The following is an 18,220-nucleotide window of genomic DNA, read 5'->3' on the forward strand; positions in this document are numbered from 1 at the left end:
ACAAGTCCTTTTCTATCTTCACATAAAGCATTGATTTTACTAAATACGTCATTCATAAATTCATTATATCGAACATGTAGAACAGCCGGAGGGGCATCCGATGCAAATTGATCTGGGCGGGCGTCTGCGTTTCCTGCGGCAAAGGCACAACCTGTCGCAGCGCGAACTGGCCAAACGGGCGGGCGTGACCAACTCCACCATCTCGCTGATCGAGTCCAATCAGACCAATCCCTCGGTGGGTGCGCTCAAGCGCATTCTTGATGGCATTCCCATCGGCCTGTCCGAATTCTTCGCCCTTGAACCGGACCGCAAGCAGAAGGTGTTCTACGAGGCGGGTGAGCTGGTCGAAATCGGCAAGGGCAACATCTCCTATCTGCAAATCGGCGAGAACCTGTTCGGCCGTGCCCTGCAGATCCTGAAAGAGCGCTATGAACCCGGCGGCGATACGGGCCGGGTCATGCTGGTGCATGAAGGGGAGGAGGGCGGTGTCGTCATCAGCGGGCGGATTGAAGTGACCGTCGACGACCAGCGGCGCATTCTCGGCCCGGGGGATGCCTATTATTTCGAAAGCCGCCAGCCGCACCGCTTCCGCTGTGTCGGCCCCAATCCCTGCGAGGTCGTCAGCGCTTGCACGCCGCCGACATTCTGATCAGCGCAGGGATGAAAACCAGGCGATGAGTTCGGCGCTGTTGTGCAGCCCGAACGCGCGCATGATGCGGGCGCGGTGCGCCTCGATGGTGCGTTTCGACAGGCCGATTTCCAGGGCAATCTGCGCATTGGTCTTGCCTTGGGAAACAAGCGTCAGCACCTGTTTCTGCCTGTCGGAAATGAGGCTGGCATTGCCTGCCACCGTCCGGTTCATCGGCTCGAAGCAGTAGAGCGCTTCGGCAAAGGGATCGGCGTGGTTGCCGCTGCGTCCGCGCACCCGGCACCAGAAGCTGGCGCCGTCGCGCCGCCGCATCACCCGCTCGTCGTAATAGACGCGCCCGCCGGCGAAATTCGTTCGCCACATTTCTCCTGTACGCACGAAGTCGGTGATCTTGGGATAGAGGCGGCTGAAGCTCTGGTCGATCAGTTCGCCGCGTTCATAGCCGAAGGTCTCGGCGAATTCGAAATTGCAATCGCGTATGATACGGTGTGTCGCATAGACCATCGGCACCGGCATGTCGGTCAGCACGAAGCGTTTTGCGCTTCCTGAAACGGCAATGTCGGAGATAGGAAACTCGGGTGTGGTCATGCAGTATTAATACGACTACCTGTGCCATCAAGACAAGCCATACCGTTGCGGCAATGGCAGCGTTCAGACCCTGCCGCAGAGGATGCAGAACAATGGGAGAGTGTTCTTGAAAAAAGTACGATCAAATGTAAGCGATGCGCTGGATGGCGTGCTGTTTGACGGCATGACGATCATGGCGGGAGGCTTTGGCCTGTGCGGCATTCCGGAAGCCCTGATCTATGCGATCCGCGATTCCGGCGTGAAGAATCTGACGGTCATCTCCAACAATGCGGGCGTTGACGGTATCGGTCTTGGCGTGCTTCTGGAAACCAGGCAGATCCGCAAGATGATCTCGTCCTATGTCGGCGAGAACAAACTGTTCGCCCAGCAGTATCTTTCCGGCGAACTGGAGCTGGAATTCAATCCGCAGGGCACGCTGGCCGAGCGCATCCGCGCCGGTGGTGCGGGTATTCCGGCGTTCTTCACCAAGACCGGCGTCGGCACCATCATTGCCGACGGCAAGGACGTGCGCGAATTCGACGGCGAGTCCTATGTGATGGAACGCGGCCTGTTTGCCGACCTGTCCATCGTTCACGCCTTCAAGGGCGATACCGAAGGCAATCTCGTCTACCGAAAGACCGCCCGCAATTTCAATCCGATCATGGCGACAGCCGCCAAGGTGACGATTGCCGAAGTGGAAAACCTTGTGGATGCGGGCAAGATCGACGGCGACCATATCCATACGCCGGGCATTTTCGTCAAGCGCATCGTGCATGTGCCGAACCCTGTCAAACATATCGAACAACGGACGACCCGTCCGCGTCTTGTCGCTGCAAACGAGGTGAACTGAGATGGCCTGGACACGTGATCAGATGGCCGAACGGGCCGCAAAAGAACTGCAGGACGGTTTCTACGTCAATCTCGGCATCGGTATTCCAACCCTTGTCGCCAACTACATCCCGACCGGCATGAGCGTCCAGCTGCAGAGCGAGAACGGCATGCTCGGCATGGGCCCGTTCCCCTATGAGGGCGAGGAGGATGCCGACCTCATCAATGCGGGCAAGCAGACCATCACCGAACTGCCGACGACCAGCTATTTCTCCGGTGCCGACAGTTTCGGCATGATCCGCGGCGGGCACATCGACCTGTCGATCCTTGGTGCCATGCAGGTGGCGCGCAATGGCGATCTGGCCAACTGGATGGTTCCGGGCAAGATGGTCAAGGGCATGGGCGGCGCCATGGACCTGGTGGCCGGTGTCAAGAAGGTCGTCGTTGTCATGGAGCATGAGGCCAAGGGCGAGGCCAAGCTTCTGGAAGAATGCACGCTTCCGCTCACGGGACAGCGCGTCACCGATCTCGTCATCACCGATCTTGGCGTCTTCACGATCGAGCGGCGCGGCGAACCGAAGATGACGCTCATCGAGATAGCGCCCGGCGTGACGGTCGATGAAATCAAGGCAAAGACACAGGCGGCATTCGACGTCGCCCTGTAAGATATTTTACCTGTCATGCGAGCCGGCAGAGTGTGATCCTCTGCCGGCTCGCTGCTTTTCGGCGGGCGCGCGGCCATTTTCCCCCCGTTTTATCGGCAATTGGTCTGCAATGCTGACGCAATCTCGTCCTGCGATGATCGGGGCCAGGATGAATGACGACCGCCCCCGGGCGGTCAATAGTAAAAAGGCCATCGCATTGAAGTCTGTTTTTTGTGCGCTTATCTCACCCGAAGCGCTTTGGCGTATCATGCAACCGATCAAGCGAATGGCGTAACGGCGTGGATTCCTCAACAAACCAACCCGATCTGAGCAAGACTCTGGCTTCCATTGTGGACAATAAGAGCCGGCGGAACGTCTTTCGCAGGCATCCCTTTCTGTTTGGCGGCGGGCTTCTCGTCATCCTGGCTTTGGCGGCGGTGAGCTGGTTTTCGCGCGGGACCCACTATGACTACACCCAGAAGCCGCTGACCAGGGGCACGCTTTCCATCACCGTATCGGCGACCGGAACCGTTCAGCCGACCGAACAGGTGGATGTGTCCAGCGAGCTCTCCGGCACCGTGCGCACCGTTCTGGTCGACTACAACAGTTTTGTCGCCAAGGGCGACGTGCTGGCAACGCTGGATATCGACACGATCAGGACCAACATCGAAAGCTCGAAGTCAAAACTTCTGGCATCGCGTGCGCGGGTCGTGCAGTCGCAGGCGACGCTTGAGGCCAAGAAGAACGCGTTCGAGCGCATGACATCGCTGCAGGACAGCAAGGTTTCATCGGTGCGCGAGCTGGATGTGGCCAAGTCGGAATATGACTCGGCCGTCGCCGCGCTCGACGTTGCCAATGCGGAAGTAGCCGTTTCGGAAGCGGAACTGCAGGTCAACGAGACCTCCCTGCGCAAATCCAAGATCGTTTCGCCGATCGACGGCGTGGTGCTCAGCCGCTCGGTCGATCCGGGGGCAACGGTGGCTGCCGCCTTCCAGGCGCCCGTGCTGTTCAAACTCGCCGGCAACCTGAAGAAGATGCAGCTGCAGGTCAATGTCGACGAAGCCGATGTCGGTCTGGTCAAGCCGCAGCAGGACGCGACCTTCAACGTCGATGCCTATCCGGACCGGACATTCCCGGCGAAGATCGTCAATATCCGGTTCCAGCCGGAAACCGTATCGAATGTCGTGACCTACAAGGCGATGCTGGCCGTCGAGAATGACGACCTTGCCCTGCGTCCCGGCATGACGGCGACAGCCTATGTCAAGGTCAGGGAGGTCAAGGATGCCCTGCTGGTGCCGAATGCCGCCCTGCGTTTTGCGCCGCCCAACGCGCCGGCGAAAACCGAGGCAGCCGAAAGCCCCGAGCAGACGGCAAGTATCCCCGACACGGTGAAGAAGGAAGCCGGCGTGCAGCGGTCCGTCTGGGTGCTTCGTGCCGGCAAGCCGGAAAAAATCGAGGTGCGCGCCGGGGCGACGGACGGACGCAACACCATCGTGCTCTCGGGCGGCGTCAAGGAAGGCGATGAGGTCATCGTGGCAGCGAGCGCGCCGCCCAAATGACCATCCAGTCCGTGCAAAAAGCCGTGCCGCTGATCGAATTCCGCCGGATCACCAAGAGTTATGGAGCAGGCGAGGCGGCGGTCCACGCCCTGGCCGGGGTGGACTTTGCCATCGAACGGGGCGATTTCGTTGCCATCATGGGGCCGTCGGGTTCCGGCAAGTCGACGGCGATGAACCTGATCGGCTGTCTCGACCGGCCAAGCACCGGGCAGTATCTGTTCGGCGGCACCGGCCTCGACCAGCTCGACCGGCATCAGCAGACGACGCTGCGGCGCGAATTGCTGGGATTCGTCTTCCAGGGGTTCAATCTCCTGCGCCGCACATCCGCCGTGGAGAATGTGGAGCTGCCCCTCATCTATCGCGGCATGGGCGCTGCGGAGCGGCGCAAGCGCGCACTGGAAGCATTGCGGCAGGTGGGGCTGGCGGCACGCGCCAATCATGTCCCTTCGGAATTGTCGGGCGGCCAGCAGCAGCGTGTAGCGATTGCCCGCGCCATCGTCACCAACCCGCAGGTGCTGCTCGCCGACGAGCCGACCGGCAATCTCGACACGAAGACGAGTGTCGAGATCATGGAACTGATCTCCGGCTTTAACCGCGACAGCGGCATCACCGTGATCATGGTCACGCACGAGCCGGATATCGCCGCCTATGCCAAGCGCATCATCCGCTTTGTCGATGGTCACATCCAAAGCGACGAACGCAGACAGGATATATGACCATGCTGCTTGAAGCGTTCCGGCTGGCACTGCACTCCATGTCGCGCAACATGATGCGCTCCTTCCTGACGATGCTGGGCATTGTCATCGGCGTCGGCGCGGTGATCGCGATGGTCACCGTCGGCAATGGCACGCGCCAGAGGGTGACCGGCGAAATCTCCAAGCTCGGCACCAATCTGCTGTTCGTGTCGCCCGGCAATCCGGAGCGCCGGTCGACCCTGCCGCCACGCACATTCGACATCCGGGATGTCGATGCGATCCGCGACCAAGTGCCGGGCGTGGCCGCTGTGGCACCGCTCGGCCAAGTCTCGGGCACCGCCATCCGCGAGGGCAACAGCCGGACGGCATCGATCGTCGGTTCCACCAACGATTACTTCACCACCATGAACTGGCAGCTCGCCACAGGCCGCAATTTTCTGGAATCGGAGGAACGCAGCGGCCGCTCCGTCTGCATCATCGGTGCGACGGTGCAAAGGGTTCTGTTCGGCAACAGCATTCCGGACGGCGAGCGCATCCGCGTCAACCGCATTTCCTGCGAAGTCATCGGTACGCTGGTCTCCAAGGGCAAGGCAATCGACGGACAGGATCAGGACAATATGGTCCTCATTCCATTCCGCATGTTCCAGCGGCGCATCGCCGGGTCGACCGACGTGTCCCTGATAACGGTTTCGGCCAGGGATGGGGCAACGGCACCGGTCAAGACGGCGCTTGAGGACCTGTTCAAGGAGCGCCGTAAAATCCGCCAGTCGGGCGACCGGGATTTCGAGGTGACCGATCTCAGCCAGATTCTCGGCATCGTTTCCATGACCACCGTGATCCTGACCGGGCTCCTGTCGTCCATCGCTGCCGTCAGCCTGCTGGTCGGTGGCATCGGCATCATGAACATCATGCTGGTCTCCGTCACCGAGCGCACCCGCGAGATCGGCGTGCGCCTGGCCATCGGCGCCACGGAAGGGCAGGTGCTGACACAGTTTCTGGTCGAGGCCATCGTGCTTTGCCTGTTCGGCGGCCTGATCGGCACGGTGATCGGCCTGTCGCTTGCCTTTACCGCGGTGACATTGATGGGGGTACCGTTCGTCTTCGATCCGTCGATCGTCCTCATCGCCTTCGGCTTTTCCGCCCTGATCGGCGTGGTGTTCGGCTATTTCCCGGCGCGCCGTGCCGCGCGGATGAATCCCATCGACGCACTGCGCTATGAGTAAGCGCCGGTAGCCCTGTGTCCTGTTTGAGCAGGAAAGACCCCTAAACAGAACGGAGAGAAAACAGTCTTGGCGGCAGGGACTGATGGGCGGGATCCCTGCAAGTGCCTTGACCATTCTCTCTCCGAACAGTGCCCATGATGGATAGGCACTTCTACACCGCAAGCGCGTGGACGGGACTGAAATCCACGGGTCGCTGCGGAATGCGGTCGGACACGATCCCGGCGGCCTTTGCACCACCGGGATCATGCGTCGTCGTCAGAACCGGTAGTTGAGACCGGCTTTAAGCTCATGACTGCCAATGTCGGTCTCGCTGCGGCCGAGAGCCGACGTTGCCTTCACATTGGGCGTGTGGATGTAGTTGTATTCAATCTTGGCCGACAGGCCGCCGGCAAAGGCCTGTTCAACGCCGGCGCCGACGAGATAACCGGTCTTCCAGCCGCTGGTGTCGCGCACCTTGTCGCCTGAATCGAATTTGGTCATGGCCACGCCGGCCGTTCCGAAGACAAGCGTCTGGTTGAAGGTCAGGCCCGCCTTGGCCTTGGCGGCGGCGCGCCATTTTTCTTCGACCTTGCCGCCAAGGACCTTGTGCTCGGCACCGCCGAGATAGGAGCCCTCCACTTCGGCGCCGAGGACAGCCGGTCCCATCTGGTAGTTGTAGCCGCCCTGGATGCCGCCGCTCCAGCCGTTTCTGTCGGCGAAGGGGTTGGGAAACTTGGTAAAGGCGGTTCCGCCATGGGCGCCGATATACGCGCCGCTCCACTGGGAGGCGGGCGGATCACGATAGGCCGGTGCGGAATTGTAGAGATCGGCGGCCATCGCCGTCCCGGTTGATAAGGCTGCCAGCGCAAAGGCGCCGGCGAGCAAGACAGTCTTTCTCTGAGAGGACATTCGCATTACTCCAAACATACAAGCGCATGATCCACCGAACTGTCCGGCGACATGTTGATGCGCGGGTTCAACTCCTGAGAGCCTGATACACTTGGGTTGATCACGCTCTGGTACAGATGTCTTCCGGCGCGATGATCGCCCGATCCATGAAATGGCCACCGAAACTGACGCAAAACCCCTGCAATCGACCACCCCACTTCCGGCAATACCTATTGCGCCGGAAGACATGGTTTATTTTGCAATTGAAGATTGCATCCACATTGCACAGTTTGGGAAAATGAGAAATTTTATTATATATTTCAATAATTTATAGCGTTTTTGTTTACGGTTTCTTAAGCAAAAACGGCATTCGGCGCGTCAGCCGCTGTTTGCCGGTATGCCGGTCCGGCGGGGCTGTTATCCCCGGAAGGGCTTAGCGGGTCTTTTCCACCACGCAGACCGGACCCCGCTCCGGATGGCGCGAATCCGTGTCGACGCAGGTCGCGTCATACCGGAACGCATCGTAATAGACACCGCCTGCGCATCCCGTCAGCAGGGGAAGGCCTGCGGCCAGCGTCAAAAATACCGGTTTGAAATATTTCAGGGGGTGATGGTTCATTTCCGCCGCATCTTTCCTATATATAGCCTGTCACAAGTGACACAGTGGCGTAACAATCCACTGATATTCTTTAGGAATTGGTCGAGTTAACATTCCGCGAATTACAGTATTCTACTGACATCTGGTGCCTAAATAAGGCATGTTCGGATGGAGCTTTGCGATCACGTTTTTGGTGATCGCTGATAAAAGGCTTGATCGAAGACGATGGACGTATAAGTTCTGCCTTCCGATTTGTTAACCAACCATTCACGTTAGGAGCAAAGCGATGAGCACAACCGTCGGCGACTATTCATTGCCAGAAGCCATTTCCACGGCGATAGCCAATGGTACAAACATTGTTAGGGCGTTCCGCGAACAATTCGGATATTCCGTAGAGGATTTGGCCGTTGCGTGCGGTCTTACAACCCTTGAAATTGATACAATTGAAAGCGGGCAGAATTCCGACCCGACGAAATTGGAACGCATTGCCCATGCCCTCGGGCTGCCGGCAAATGCCATGACGCCTGACGTCTCAAAACGTTTAAGCGCATGAAATAATTGATTTTTTAAATCAAAAAATCCAAAAGACTGCCAGAGCCAAATCCCAACTCTGGCAGTCTTTTGATTCTGGTGATTCCCTGACTACAGGCAGAGCAGCGTACGCGTCAGCGGGTGCTCGCCGTCGGCCAGACCGTCAATCACATCGAAATGATGCTTTCCCGGCTCTTCCACCACATCCGCCTGACACTCGAAGCCTGACCAGATATTGGCCAGCAGTGTGCTCTGGCGCACGAATTCCGGCCGTTCCGCGCCGCCGACCCAGGCTGTCACATCAATGCCTTCCTGCGGTTCGAGCAGGGCAGGGCTCTCCAGCCGCGCCTCGACAGCATCGAGATGAAACGTTTCATTCATCCGCGTCTTCATCAGGGGGCGCAGGTCGCCGAGCGCCGATATGGGCACCGTTTTGCGGATGCGATGGCGAATCGGCTGCCCGAGCGGCGAGGTGGATGACACCATCCGCGCGACGAGATGCCCGCCCGCCGAATGGCCCGTCAGGTGAACCGGTCCGGGGACTTCTGCCGCGGCATGGGTAATGGCGGTGCCAATCTGCACGGTGATGTCGCTGATGCGGGCCTGCGGGCACAGCACGTAGGATGGGATGGCGACGGCAAACCCGTGCGCGAGCGGCCCCTTTGCCAGATGCGACCATGCCGACTTGTCGAAACTCATCCAGAATCCGCCGTGCACGAACACGACGAGGCCCTTCGCCTCGCCGCGCGGCATGAAGAGATCGAGGACATTGCGTTCATGCGGACCGTAGCCGATATCGGCCTTCAGCCGGCCGGCGGTCGTCATTTCCGTCCGAAAGTCCGCGGCAAGCGCCTTCCATTTCGGTGGAAAATCATTTCCCCCGGGGATGTAGGCGCCATTGGAATAGGCGGCGTCCCAGTCGAATTTCGCGCTCATGACGGTTCCCCCATCGATGCCGTTGCCCAAGACTACCAGAGGACGAACCCGGCGCAAAATGCCTGGTTCGTCCTGCGGGTTGTCTATTCCCGTATCTTTTCGCGAATCTGCGTACCGGAACCCGATTTGCGCAGGTTGGGCAAGGCCAGCATCAGCAGAACGAATGCGCCGGTGGCGAATTTCAGATCGGCCGGGGCCAGACCAAGCGTCAGGCAGAAGGAAATCAGTTGGTAATAGACGATCGAACCGACCACCGGCGCCATGACCTGGCGCAGGATGGTTTGCCGTCCGGTGATCGCTTCGCCGATGATCAGCGCCGCAAGGCCGTTGATCAGGATGCCGAAGCCCATGTTGACGTCGACGAAACCTTGCGTCTGCACCATGATGCTGCCGCCGGTTGCAGAAAGCGCACTGGCAACGCCGACGCCCATGATGGTGGCGATGCCGACATTGATGCCCTGTGCTTCTGCCATGTCAGGGCTCGCGCCGACGGCGCGCATCGACGTGCCCTTTTCCGACATGAAGAAATACAGCATCAGGCCGACAACCAGGGCAATCAGCGCGCCGACGATCAGGATTTTCACCCAGGGAACGTTGGCCGACGGGCCGGCAAGAATGGTGAAGACCGTGTCATAGGTGAAGAGCGGAATGTTGGTGCGGCCCATGATGCGCAGGTTGATGCTGTAGAGCATCGTCATGACCAGGATGCCGGCGAGCAGCGTGTTGATCTTGAAGCGCAAATGGATGAATGCCGTGGTGCAGCCGGCGAGAAAGCCGCAGACAAGTGCGACGCCGCAGGCCAGAAACGGATTGACGCCAATGCTGATCAGCGTGCCGCAGACGCAGCCGCCGAGCGGGAAGGCGCCTTCCGATGTCAGATCCGGGAAATTCAGGATGCGGAACGGCAGCATCACGCCGAGCACCACGAAGGCGACGATCAGGCTCTGCGCTATCGTGACGGGAATGAGACCGTAGAAACTGGTAAGAATGTCCAGCATGCTGCTCAACTCCCCTGCAATGCGATGGCGTCGGATTTGGTGTGAAACCGGTCAATGAGGTCAGGTACGGTAATGCCGCGTTTCTCCTCCTGTCCGATCTCAAGCAGAACCTTGCCTGCATCCATCATGACGATCTTGTTGCCGTACTTGATCGCATGTTCCATATTGTGCGTGACCATCAGCGTGGTCAGCTTCAGTTCCTCGACGGCGCGCACGGTGGTGTCCATCACCAGCTTGGCGGTGCGCGGATCGAGCGCGGCCGTATGCTCGTCGAGCAGCAGCAGTTTGGGCCGGGTCGACACCGCCATCACCAGCGACAGCGACTGGCGCTGGCCGCCGGACAAAAGCCCGACCGGCATGTCCAGCCGGTTTTCCAGGCCGAGATTGAGCTCGGCGAGCTGTTGGCGATATTTGGCCTTGCGCGGCGCGGTCAGCCCGTAGGAAAAGCCGCGCGGCTTGCCGCGCAATTCGGCCAGCAGCATGTTCTCGCCGATGGTCATGGTCGGCGCGGTGCCGATCATCGGGTCCTGGAACACGCGGGCAATGAACTGGGCACGGCGATGCGCGTTCAGCTTGGTGACATCCTGGCCGTCAATCGTGATCCGTCCGGCATCGAGCGGCAGTTTGCCGGAAACGGCGTTGAGAAAACTGGACTTGCCCGCGCCATTGCTGCCGATGACGATGCAGAAGTCGGCCGGTTTGAGCGCGATGTTCAAGCCATCAAGCGCCCGGCGTTCATCCAGTGTGCCGCGATAGAAAATCTTTGTGCCGCCCGTTACGGCAAGCATGTTGGTAGTCATGTTTGAGCCCCTCAAACCAGGACGAAGCGCCCCGTGTCAAAAGTTCCTGCGCCTGTGATGGCGCAGGAACTATATGTTTGCAGACGATAGGAGAAGGCTTATTTGACGAAACAGCCGCAATCCTTGAGGGAGTCCGGGGCTTTATGCCCGGTTTTCTCCAGGACCTTCTCGTTGATCAGCGCCGCGTGATCCGCATAGGACGGCTTGATCGGTGCGAGGCTGGCAGCGGACTTTCCGGCAATGATCTCGGCAGCAAGCTTGGCGGCGTTCTGGCCAACCTTGGTGTAGGACACTTCGAAGGCAGCGGCGACAAGGCCGTCACGCGCGGCCTGGGCCGAGGCATTGACGATCGGGATATTGATGCTGAGCGCTGCGGCGGCAACGGCGGGAACGGCCGGCTGCACCAGGTTCGAGGCCGGTACGTAAATGACATCGGCCTTGCCGGCGAGCGAGCTCACGCGCATCGGGATGTCATTGGTATTGTCGAGACCGACTTCCACGACGGTCAGGCCCTGCGCTGCGGCAGCTTCCTTGACCAGCTTCAGCACGGCAACGTCATTGTCTTCACCCGGATTGTAGAGATAGGCGAGACGCTTGGCATCCGGCAGCAGCTGCTTGATGAACTTGACGACGGAGTTGACGTCCTGCAGGTCGGACGCACCGGTCATGTTCTTGTCGCCGGCTTCCCAGGAGGGTGTCAGCTTGGCGACGACCGGATCGGTCACGGCGGCGAAAACAACCGGCGTGCCGGTGTTGCCGACGATCTGGCGGGCACCCTGTGCCACCGGCGTGGTGACGGCGAGGATCAGTTTCGGATTAGCCGAAGCCAGTTTCGTCACCATTTGCGGGATGAGCGTTGCATCGAAATTCACCTGCAGCTCATCGAAAACCGCATCGGCAATGCCGAGCTTGACCAGTTCGGCCTTGAAGGCGGTGACGGTCTCGTCCAGCTGCGGATGCTTGCCGAACTGCGCAATGCCGATCTTCGTTTCCGCATAGGCTGCGCTGAGCCCAAGCCCCATTCCCAGTGCTGCAGCAAGCGCTGTCCGCACGACGTATTTTGCACCGATCATCGATTGTTCTCCATTTTTTGTTGGCTTTTTATTGGCCTCGCCTCCTCAGGCTTGAAAATAATATAACAAACGTGAAATGATATACAAACAGAAAATGGCAAAGGCCGAGGGAACGCAATGGCCGAAAGCATCAAGTCGGAAAACCTCTATACAGCGTTGCGCTCGCGCATCCTGAACGGCGACCTGCAACCAGGACAATCCCTGCGGTTGCGCACGCTCGCCGCGGAACTCGGCAGCAGTGCCACGCCGGTCCGGGAGGCGCTGAACCGGCTGCAGGCGGAGAGCTTTGTAACCACCGAGGCCAACAAGGGCTTTCGCGTGGCCATCGTCACCCTGGAGGAACTGCAGGATCTCGAAGCGGCGCGGTCCGTCATCGAAACCGAGCTCCTCGTCAGTTCCATCGAGAACGGCGACCGGGACTGGGAGGCCAATCTCGTCGGGGCGCACTACCGGCTGTCGACCTGCGAAGTGCCCAATTCCTTTTCGCAGTTCGAGGCAATCGATGTCTGGGATGTCGCCCACACCGAATTTCACATGGCGCTCATCGCCGGGGCGTCATCCAAGTGGCTGCTCAACTTTGCCCAGCAGCTGCATGCCCAGCTGCACCGCTATCGCCGCCACATCATCCTGCGGATCGATCACCTGACCCGTGTCGCGCAGGAAAACAGCGACAAGTCGCTCGGCAACCTGTCGCGTGAAGCGCTGGGGATCGATGCCCACACGGCCCTGATGGAAGCGGCGCTCGCCCGCGACAAGGCCAGGGCGGCGGTCCTGATGCTCGACCATGTGCGGCTTGCCAAGGACGCCTTTCTGAAACTTGCCAAAGCCAGCGGCATCGCCGGTTTTGATACGGCCGCCTGACAGATCAAAGAGAAGAGTGACGATGACACGGATCAATGCAACACATTCGGACGAGACGGATACCCTGCGCCATTTCCGCGAGCGGTTCGATCTGCCGGATGGGGTGATTTACCTCGATGGCAATTCACTGGGCGCCCTGCCGAAGACGGTGAAAGCCCGCGTGGCCCACACCATCAGCGAGGAATGGGGCAATCAGCTCATCCGCAGCTGGAATACGGCGGGCTGGGTGCATCTGCCGCAAAAGGTCGGCGGCCGGATCGGCCGCCTGATCGGGGCGCAGGAGGGCACCGTCGTGTCGGCCGACAGCACCTCCATCAATCTGTTCAAGGTGCTGTCCGCCGCGCTCAGCCTCAATCCGGGCCGCAGCAAGATTGTCTCGGAACGGGAGAATTTTCCGACCGATCTCTATATCGCCGAGGGTGTCGCCAGGCAGATCGGTCAGGGCCACCGGCTTGTGCTGGCTGACAAGCCTGCCGATATCCCGGCGATGCTGGCGGACGATGTCGCGGTTCTCATGCTGACCCATGTGAACTATCGCACGGGCTATCGGCACGACATGGCCGCGATCACCAAAGCGGCGCATGACAAGGGCATTCTCGTCATCTGGGATCTCGCCCATTCCGCCGGTGCCATGGCGATTGATCTCTCGGGAGCGGACGCGGATTTTGCCATCGGCTGCGGCTATAAATATCTCAATGGCGGTCCCGGCGCCCCGGCGTTTCTCTATGTCAATCCGCGCCATCACGGCGGCTTTCGCCAGCCGCTGTCCGGCTGGTTCGGGCATCGCGCGCCCTTCGCCTTCGAATCATCCTATGCACCGTCGAACAGCATTGACCAGTATCTGTGCGGCACGCCCTCCGTGCTTGGCATGGTGGCGATGGATGAGGCGCTGGCGCTCTGGGACGACGTGGACATGGATGCGCTGCGGGCCAAGTCCGTGGCGCTGTGCGATTTCTTCATTCAGGAAGTCGACGGTTTTGCCGGCGAATTCGGCCTGACGCTGGTCACGCCGCGCAACCCCGATCAGCGCGGCAGCCAGGTTTCCTATTCCTGCGACTATGGCTATGCCATCATGCAGGCGCTGATCGCCCGCGGCGTCATCGGCGATTTCCGCGCGCCCGATATCATCCGCTTCGGCTTTACGCCGCTTTATCTCAGCTTTGCCGAAGTGTCCGAAGCGGTTGCCATCCTGCGGGACATTCTGTCGACACGGGCCTGGGATGCGCCGAAATACAAGGTGAGGGAGGCCGTCACATGAGCCGCACACCCTACAATCCGGAGACGGAAGGCGCGCAGATGTCCTTCGACGGGCGCATGTCCTATGGCGACTACCTGCGTCTCGACAAGATATTGACGGCACAGGCCCCGCTCTCCGACGCCCATGACGAGATGCTGTTCATCGTGCAGCACCAGGCGTCGGAAATCTGGATGCGGCTGGTCATCCATGAGTTGATGTCGGTCTGCGAACACATTGCCAAAGACGATCTTGCGCCGTCGTTCAAGATGCTCAGCCGCGTCTCGCGCATTCTCGACCAGCTGAACTCCGCCTGGGACGTGCTCCGGACCATGACGCCGAGCGAGTACACGACCTTCCGCGAGGCGCTCGGCATGTCATCGGGTTTCCAGTCGTTCCAGTACCGCGCCATCGAATTTCTGGCCGGCAACAAGAATGCCGCCATGATGCGCCCGCATGCGCACAGACCCGATATTCATGCGTGGCTGGAGGGTATCCTGCGTGCGCCCAGCATTTACGACCAGTCGATCCGTCTGCTGGCCCGCAAGGGCTTTGCCATCGACGCGGCGGTGCTGGAGCGGGATTGCGCGCTGCCCTATGAGGCCAATGACAGCGTGCGCGATGCCTGGCTGGTGGTCTACCGCTCGCCGGAGACCCACTGGCCGCTGTATGAACTGGCGGAAAAGCTGGTGGATTTCGAGGATTACTTCCGCCGATGGCGGTTCAATCATGTCACCACGGTGGAACGCATCATCGGCTTCAAGACCGGCACGGGCGGAACATCCGGCGTCAATTACCTGCGCAAGATGCTCGATGTCGTGCTGTTTCCGGAATTGTGGAGCATGCGGACCGAACTTTAGGTCCGCATTGCATCAGGCGGCGTATTTGTCGATGGCGACGCAGTCCATCGCCGATTTGGCGTGAATGTGGTTGCTGTGCGCAAAACCGTGCCTGGCAATGGCTGCCAGATCGTCGTCCGGCTTGATCGGCCGTGACCACCAGTTGTCGTTGAGCACCCAGCCCTGGGCGGTGGCGCTTTCGACGTCCTGGCTGTCAGGGCGCAGCACGCAGGACTCATGCATGATTCGGGCATTGGGGGAGCGCCTGTTCATCATCTTGCGGCCTTCGGTAAGCGCCGTGGCCTCGTCTTCGGCAATGACAAGCTGATGAAACAGATGACGTGTCTGTTTGTATTTGGTCAGATAGGCAAATTTGACTTGATACGCTGGCACTTCATTCTCCTGCACCAAAGACTCAGTCGTTAACCATTTATTAATATTGGCACTTGACACGGCTTTTTCAAGGAGATGCAGGTTTTATACAGGTTTATTTGCGGGCGGTTTTTATCGCCCGCACATTCATCAAGTCTTTGTTTTCTAATGATAAAGTTATTTTGTTCCATGGCCGAAATAAAAAGCCGTCCCGCCCTCCGGGGCAGAACGGCGCAAATGTGGCGTCAATCGGCTTGACGCGAATCAGCCATAGACGAGCTTGTCCTGCCGCTGTCTGAGCTCGACGATCTTCGAGCCGGGGATGGGGGCGGCATTGGCGCTGGTGATGAGTGCACCCTTGGCGATGGGCGCCGTCACCGTGCCGCCCTGCAACAGGCCGCAGGGAATGGCTCCGGCGGCGCGTGCCTCCGGCGCCGTCATGATCCAGGCGCGGTAGCAGTATTCGCCGATCGCATCGAGCGTGTCGCCGACCTTCAGGTCCTTCTTCGCCACCGCGCAGACTTCCGCCACCGGCTTGGCCAAAGGCACCATGTCCGCCTTGCCGTAGAGCACGACGCGCGCGCAGGTCAGCGGCACTTCCAGCGAGGTCAGGTGATAGGGCCGGTGGAAGGTGAAATACGGGCCCTTGCCCATCTTCAGATCCTCCATCCGCTCCGAAATGCGCGGATGCGACATGTCGGCGACCACGAACACGCCCGGCGCCACGCCCTTGCCGATGGAATAGTCGACCACACCGACGCGCGACAACAGCCCGCCATCCCTTTGCGGGATCAGCGTCTTGTTGAGCTGGTCCAGCGTGGCGGCGGGGCCGTGCATGCCCGCCTTGTCGGGCACCAGCCCCGTCGCATTGGCGATCGCCGCCATTTCCACCATGGTCTTCGAGCCGTCGACGAATTCCACCAGCATGCGCACATTCATGTGGCGCCGTGCCGCCTCTTCCGCGTAATCGTCGGGAATGGCGTCGATGTTGAGCGGATTGTTCTTGCCCTTGCCGGCGGCCACGATCGGATGGCCCATGGCCGAGACGAACTCGATCAGTTCCATGCAGGAGGACGGCTCGTCGCCCGCCCCCAGCGAATAGGTGACGCCGAGGCGGTCCGCCTCGCTTTTCAGATACGCCCCGATGGTCACATCCGCCTCGACATTCATCATGACGAGGTGCTTGCCGTGCTCCATGGCTCTGAGGCCGATCTCGGCCCCGACCGCCGGAACGCCCGTCGCATCGATCACCACGTCGATCAGGTCATTTTCGAGGATGAGGTCGGCATTGTCGGTGACGGCGATCCGGCCGCCCTCCATCGCCGCGGTCAGGGCCGAGGCGGTGGTCACTTCCTGCGCATGGCCCGGCTCCTGATAGGCGATATCGACGGCTTTCAGTGCATTGGGCAGGTTCAGTTCGGAAATCGCGCCGATCTCGACGCCGGGCATATGCGCCACCCGCGTGACGATGTCCGTGCCCATCTCGCCCGAGCCGATCAGCCCGATGCGGATCGGACGGCCCGCATCCGCCCGCGCCTGCATGTCCCGCGCCAATCCCGTCAATGCCACATTGCTCGCCATACCAAAACGCTCCTCATCCGGCTGCTTTGCGTTCCGGCATAGGACGGGAGCGGGCGCTTGGCAACAGGCTAGAGCGGTTTGCGGCCATATTGAATCGTTCTGCCGGCGGGAATTTGCGGACAAGGTCAAGGGGTTTGACGAGACCGATGTTCTCCATCGGACGAAGTCAAAACCCGCAGGAATTGGGCCAAATTCACCCGGCCCTTCGGGTTTCCGGCTGGCGGACACCCACTTTGTCAGGCAGCTTCGTCCGATGGATAAACATCGGCCTTGCTACCTTCCGCGTGGATTGTCTCGCCATCCGGGAAACAGAACTGATCCAATATGGCCGCAAACCGCTCTAGATCTGCAGGAAGCGGAATTCCGTCTGCTGCCGGTAGGTCTCGCCGGGCCGCAGCACGGTGCCGGGGAAATGCGGCTGGTTGGGGCTGTCGGGAAAGTGCTGGGCTTCCAGGCACAGGCCCGCATGCGGCCCGTAGCGTCTGCCGCCAAGGCCGGTCAGTCCGGGGGCGATCATCCGGCCGTCGTAGAATTGCAGGCCGGGTTCGCTCGTATGAACCTGCAGTTCAAGGCCATTGTCGGCGGCAAGCGACGCGGCATGGCGCAGGCCGTCCCTGAGTGCACCGCTCAGCACAAAATTGTGGTCATAGGCCGCGGACGGGTGCGCGCCGATCAGGCGCGACGCGCGAAATTCGAAAGGTGTTGCGTCGACCGGCAGGATGTCGCCGGTCGGAATGAGGTCGTCGGCGACCGGCGTATAGCTGTCGGCGAAAATCTGCAGCCGGTGGCTGCGGATATCGTCGGACGCGTCGAGATTGAAATAGCTGTGCTGGGCAAAACCGGCGACCGTCGTCGCATCGGTGGTCGCTGTGATGTCCATGCACAGCGTCGAATCCGCGGTGAAACGGTAGGTGCAGCGCACCTCCATTGCCCCCGGGAAACCCTGATCGCCGTCGGGCAGCCGCAAGGCGAGCGTGACTGACGAGGCGCTCCAGTCGGCGATGGTCCACAGGCGCTGCGACGTCCCCATCGCGCCGCCATGCAGGGTCTGTTTCCCGCCTTCATTACGGTCGAGCTGGTGTTCCCTGCCGTCAAGGGTAAAGCGGCCATGGGCGATCCTGTTGGCGTAGCGCCCGACCAGCGCGCCGAAATAGGGCGACTGGACGGGATAGGGATCGAAGTGGTCGAAGCCGAGCACCACCCGTTGCGGCGTGCCATCCGCCAGGGGGATGTGCAGGTCGCGGATAACAGCGCCCCAGTTCAGCACATGCGCCAGCGCACCGGATGGCGACTGGATCGTCGCCTGGAACACCGGTTCCCCGGCGAACATTCCGAAGGGCTGGGGGCCGAGCAGCGCGCGCACGC

20 protein-coding genes are annotated in these 18,220 nt (G+C 60.4%); 10 read left to right on the forward strand and 10 right to left on the reverse strand.

The features are described 5' to 3' along the window. Positions 1 to 100 precede the first annotated feature (100 nt). Entirely contained in the window at positions 101 to 649 is a 549-nt protein-coding gene (locus ACZ5FP_RS23260; protein ID WP_223614742.1) for a cupin domain-containing protein, read from the forward strand. On the opposite strand, the gene ACZ5FP_RS23265 is transcribed toward ACZ5FP_RS23260, so the two are convergent. After that, positions 650 to 1,237, reverse strand: a complete 588-nt coding sequence (locus ACZ5FP_RS23265) for a LuxR C-terminal-related transcriptional regulator (protein WP_464664821.1) — start codon at positions 1,235 to 1,237, stop codon at positions 650 to 652. Between the two features lie 82 nt (positions 1,238 to 1,319). Between ACZ5FP_RS23265 and ACZ5FP_RS23270 the strand changes: the two genes are divergently transcribed. From ACZ5FP_RS23270 to ACZ5FP_RS23290, 5 genes are all read left to right on the forward strand, one after another. Further along, on the forward strand, positions 1,320 to 2,066 hold the full coding sequence (locus ACZ5FP_RS23270) for a CoA transferase subunit A (protein WP_464664822.1): 747 nt from the start codon (positions 1,320 to 1,322) through the stop codon (positions 2,064 to 2,066). 1 nt (position 2,067) lies between these two features. Beyond that, entirely contained in the window at positions 2,068 to 2,709 is a 642-nt protein-coding gene (locus ACZ5FP_RS23275) for a 3-oxoacid CoA-transferase subunit B (RefSeq protein WP_463012673.1), read from the forward strand. Positions 2,710 to 3,038: 329 nt separating this feature from the next. Next, positions 3,039 to 4,247, forward strand: coding sequence for an efflux RND transporter periplasmic adaptor subunit (locus ACZ5FP_RS23280; RefSeq protein WP_464664823.1), 1,209 nt, complete (start codon positions 3,039 to 3,041; stop codon positions 4,245 to 4,247). Further along, positions 4,244 to 4,963, forward strand: a complete 720-nt coding sequence (locus ACZ5FP_RS23285; protein WP_464664824.1) for an ABC transporter ATP-binding protein — start codon at positions 4,244 to 4,246, stop codon at positions 4,961 to 4,963. Before ACZ5FP_RS23280 ends, ACZ5FP_RS23285 begins: the two co-directional genes overlap by 4 nt. 2 nt (positions 4,964 to 4,965) lie before the next feature. Beyond that, positions 4,966 to 6,165 (forward strand): ABC transporter permease, encoded by a 1,200-nt coding sequence (locus ACZ5FP_RS23290; RefSeq protein ID WP_464664825.1) that lies wholly within the window; start codon positions 4,966 to 4,968, stop codon positions 6,163 to 6,165. 255 nt (positions 6,166 to 6,420) lie between these two features. Here the strand turns inward: ACZ5FP_RS23290 and ACZ5FP_RS23295 are convergent, their stop codons facing one another. Continuing rightward, on the reverse strand, positions 6,421 to 7,053 hold the full coding sequence (locus ACZ5FP_RS23295; RefSeq protein WP_346305360.1) for an outer membrane protein: 633 nt from the start codon (positions 7,051 to 7,053) through the stop codon (positions 6,421 to 6,423). A gap of 412 nt (positions 7,054 to 7,465) precedes the next feature. Continuing rightward, positions 7,466 to 7,651, reverse strand: coding sequence for a hypothetical protein (locus tag ACZ5FP_RS23300; protein ID WP_464664826.1), 186 nt, complete (start codon positions 7,649 to 7,651; stop codon positions 7,466 to 7,468). Between the two features lie 265 nt (positions 7,652 to 7,916). On the opposite strand from ACZ5FP_RS23300, the gene ACZ5FP_RS23305 reads away from it, so the two are divergent. Further along, entirely contained in the window at positions 7,917 to 8,183 is a 267-nt protein-coding gene (locus ACZ5FP_RS23305; protein WP_105733374.1) for a helix-turn-helix domain-containing protein, read from the forward strand. Between the two features lie 89 nt (positions 8,184 to 8,272). Here ACZ5FP_RS23305 and ACZ5FP_RS23310 read toward each other — a convergent pair whose 3' ends face one another. The 4 genes from ACZ5FP_RS23310 to ACZ5FP_RS23325 all read right to left on the reverse strand — a co-directional run bounded on the left by ACZ5FP_RS23310 (position 8,273) and on the right by ACZ5FP_RS23325 (position 11,968). After that, entirely contained in the window at positions 8,273 to 9,097 is an 825-nt protein-coding gene (locus ACZ5FP_RS23310; RefSeq protein ID WP_464664827.1) for an alpha/beta hydrolase, read from the reverse strand. Positions 9,098 to 9,180: 83 nt separating this feature from the next. Further along, positions 9,181 to 10,095 carry an ABC transporter permease gene (locus ACZ5FP_RS23315; protein WP_464664828.1) on the reverse strand — a complete coding sequence of 305 codons (915 nt, stop codon included), beginning with the start codon at positions 10,093 to 10,095 and terminating at the stop codon, positions 9,181 to 9,183. A 5-nt stretch (positions 10,096 to 10,100) separates the two neighbouring features. Then, positions 10,101 to 10,883 carry an ABC transporter ATP-binding protein gene (locus tag ACZ5FP_RS23320; protein ID WP_464664852.1) on the reverse strand — a complete coding sequence of 261 codons (783 nt, stop codon included), beginning with the start codon at positions 10,881 to 10,883 and terminating at the stop codon, positions 10,101 to 10,103. A gap of 110 nt (positions 10,884 to 10,993) precedes the next feature. Next, a complete protein-coding gene (locus ACZ5FP_RS23325; protein ID WP_464664829.1) occupies positions 10,994 to 11,968 on the reverse strand; it encodes an ABC transporter substrate-binding protein in 975 nt (324 codons plus the stop codon). A 117-nt stretch (positions 11,969 to 12,085) separates the two neighbouring features. Between ACZ5FP_RS23325 and ACZ5FP_RS23330 the strand changes: the two genes are divergently transcribed. The 3 genes from ACZ5FP_RS23330 to kynA are packed head-to-tail and all read left to right on the forward strand — an operon-like array spanning position 12,086 to position 14,923. After that, positions 12,086 to 12,829 carry a GntR family transcriptional regulator gene (locus ACZ5FP_RS23330; RefSeq protein ID WP_464664830.1) on the forward strand — a complete coding sequence of 248 codons (744 nt, stop codon included), beginning with the start codon at positions 12,086 to 12,088 and terminating at the stop codon, positions 12,827 to 12,829. 22 nt (positions 12,830 to 12,851) lie between these two features. Beyond that, a complete protein-coding gene (kynU, locus tag ACZ5FP_RS23335) occupies positions 12,852 to 14,087 on the forward strand; it encodes a kynureninase (protein ID WP_464664831.1) in 1,236 nt (411 codons plus the stop codon). After that, positions 14,084 to 14,923, forward strand: coding sequence for a tryptophan 2,3-dioxygenase (gene kynA, locus ACZ5FP_RS23340; protein ID WP_288192070.1), 840 nt, complete (start codon positions 14,084 to 14,086; stop codon positions 14,921 to 14,923). The genes kynU and kynA overlap by 4 nt, the downstream gene beginning before the upstream one ends. Positions 14,924 to 14,935: 12 nt before the next feature. On the opposite strand, the gene ACZ5FP_RS23345 is transcribed toward kynA, so the two are convergent. From ACZ5FP_RS23345 to ACZ5FP_RS23355, 3 genes are all read right to left on the reverse strand, one after another. Next, positions 14,936 to 15,295 carry a hypothetical protein gene (locus ACZ5FP_RS23345; RefSeq protein WP_464664832.1) on the reverse strand — a complete coding sequence of 120 codons (360 nt, stop codon included), beginning with the start codon at positions 15,293 to 15,295 and terminating at the stop codon, positions 14,936 to 14,938. Positions 15,296 to 15,538: 243 nt separating this feature from the next. Continuing rightward, positions 15,539 to 16,855 carry an NAD(P)H-dependent oxidoreductase gene (locus ACZ5FP_RS23350; RefSeq protein WP_464664833.1) on the reverse strand — a complete coding sequence of 439 codons (1,317 nt, stop codon included), beginning with the start codon at positions 16,853 to 16,855 and terminating at the stop codon, positions 15,539 to 15,541. Between the two features lie 340 nt (positions 16,856 to 17,195). Further along, positions 17,196 to 18,218: an aldose epimerase family protein gene (locus tag ACZ5FP_RS23355; protein WP_464664834.1), complete on the reverse strand. Its 1,023-nt coding sequence runs from the start codon at positions 18,216 to 18,218 to the stop codon at positions 17,196 to 17,198. Positions 18,219 to 18,220 lie beyond the last annotated feature (2 nt).

It is taken from the genome of Phyllobacterium sp. T2-21, from assembly GCF_055378485.1.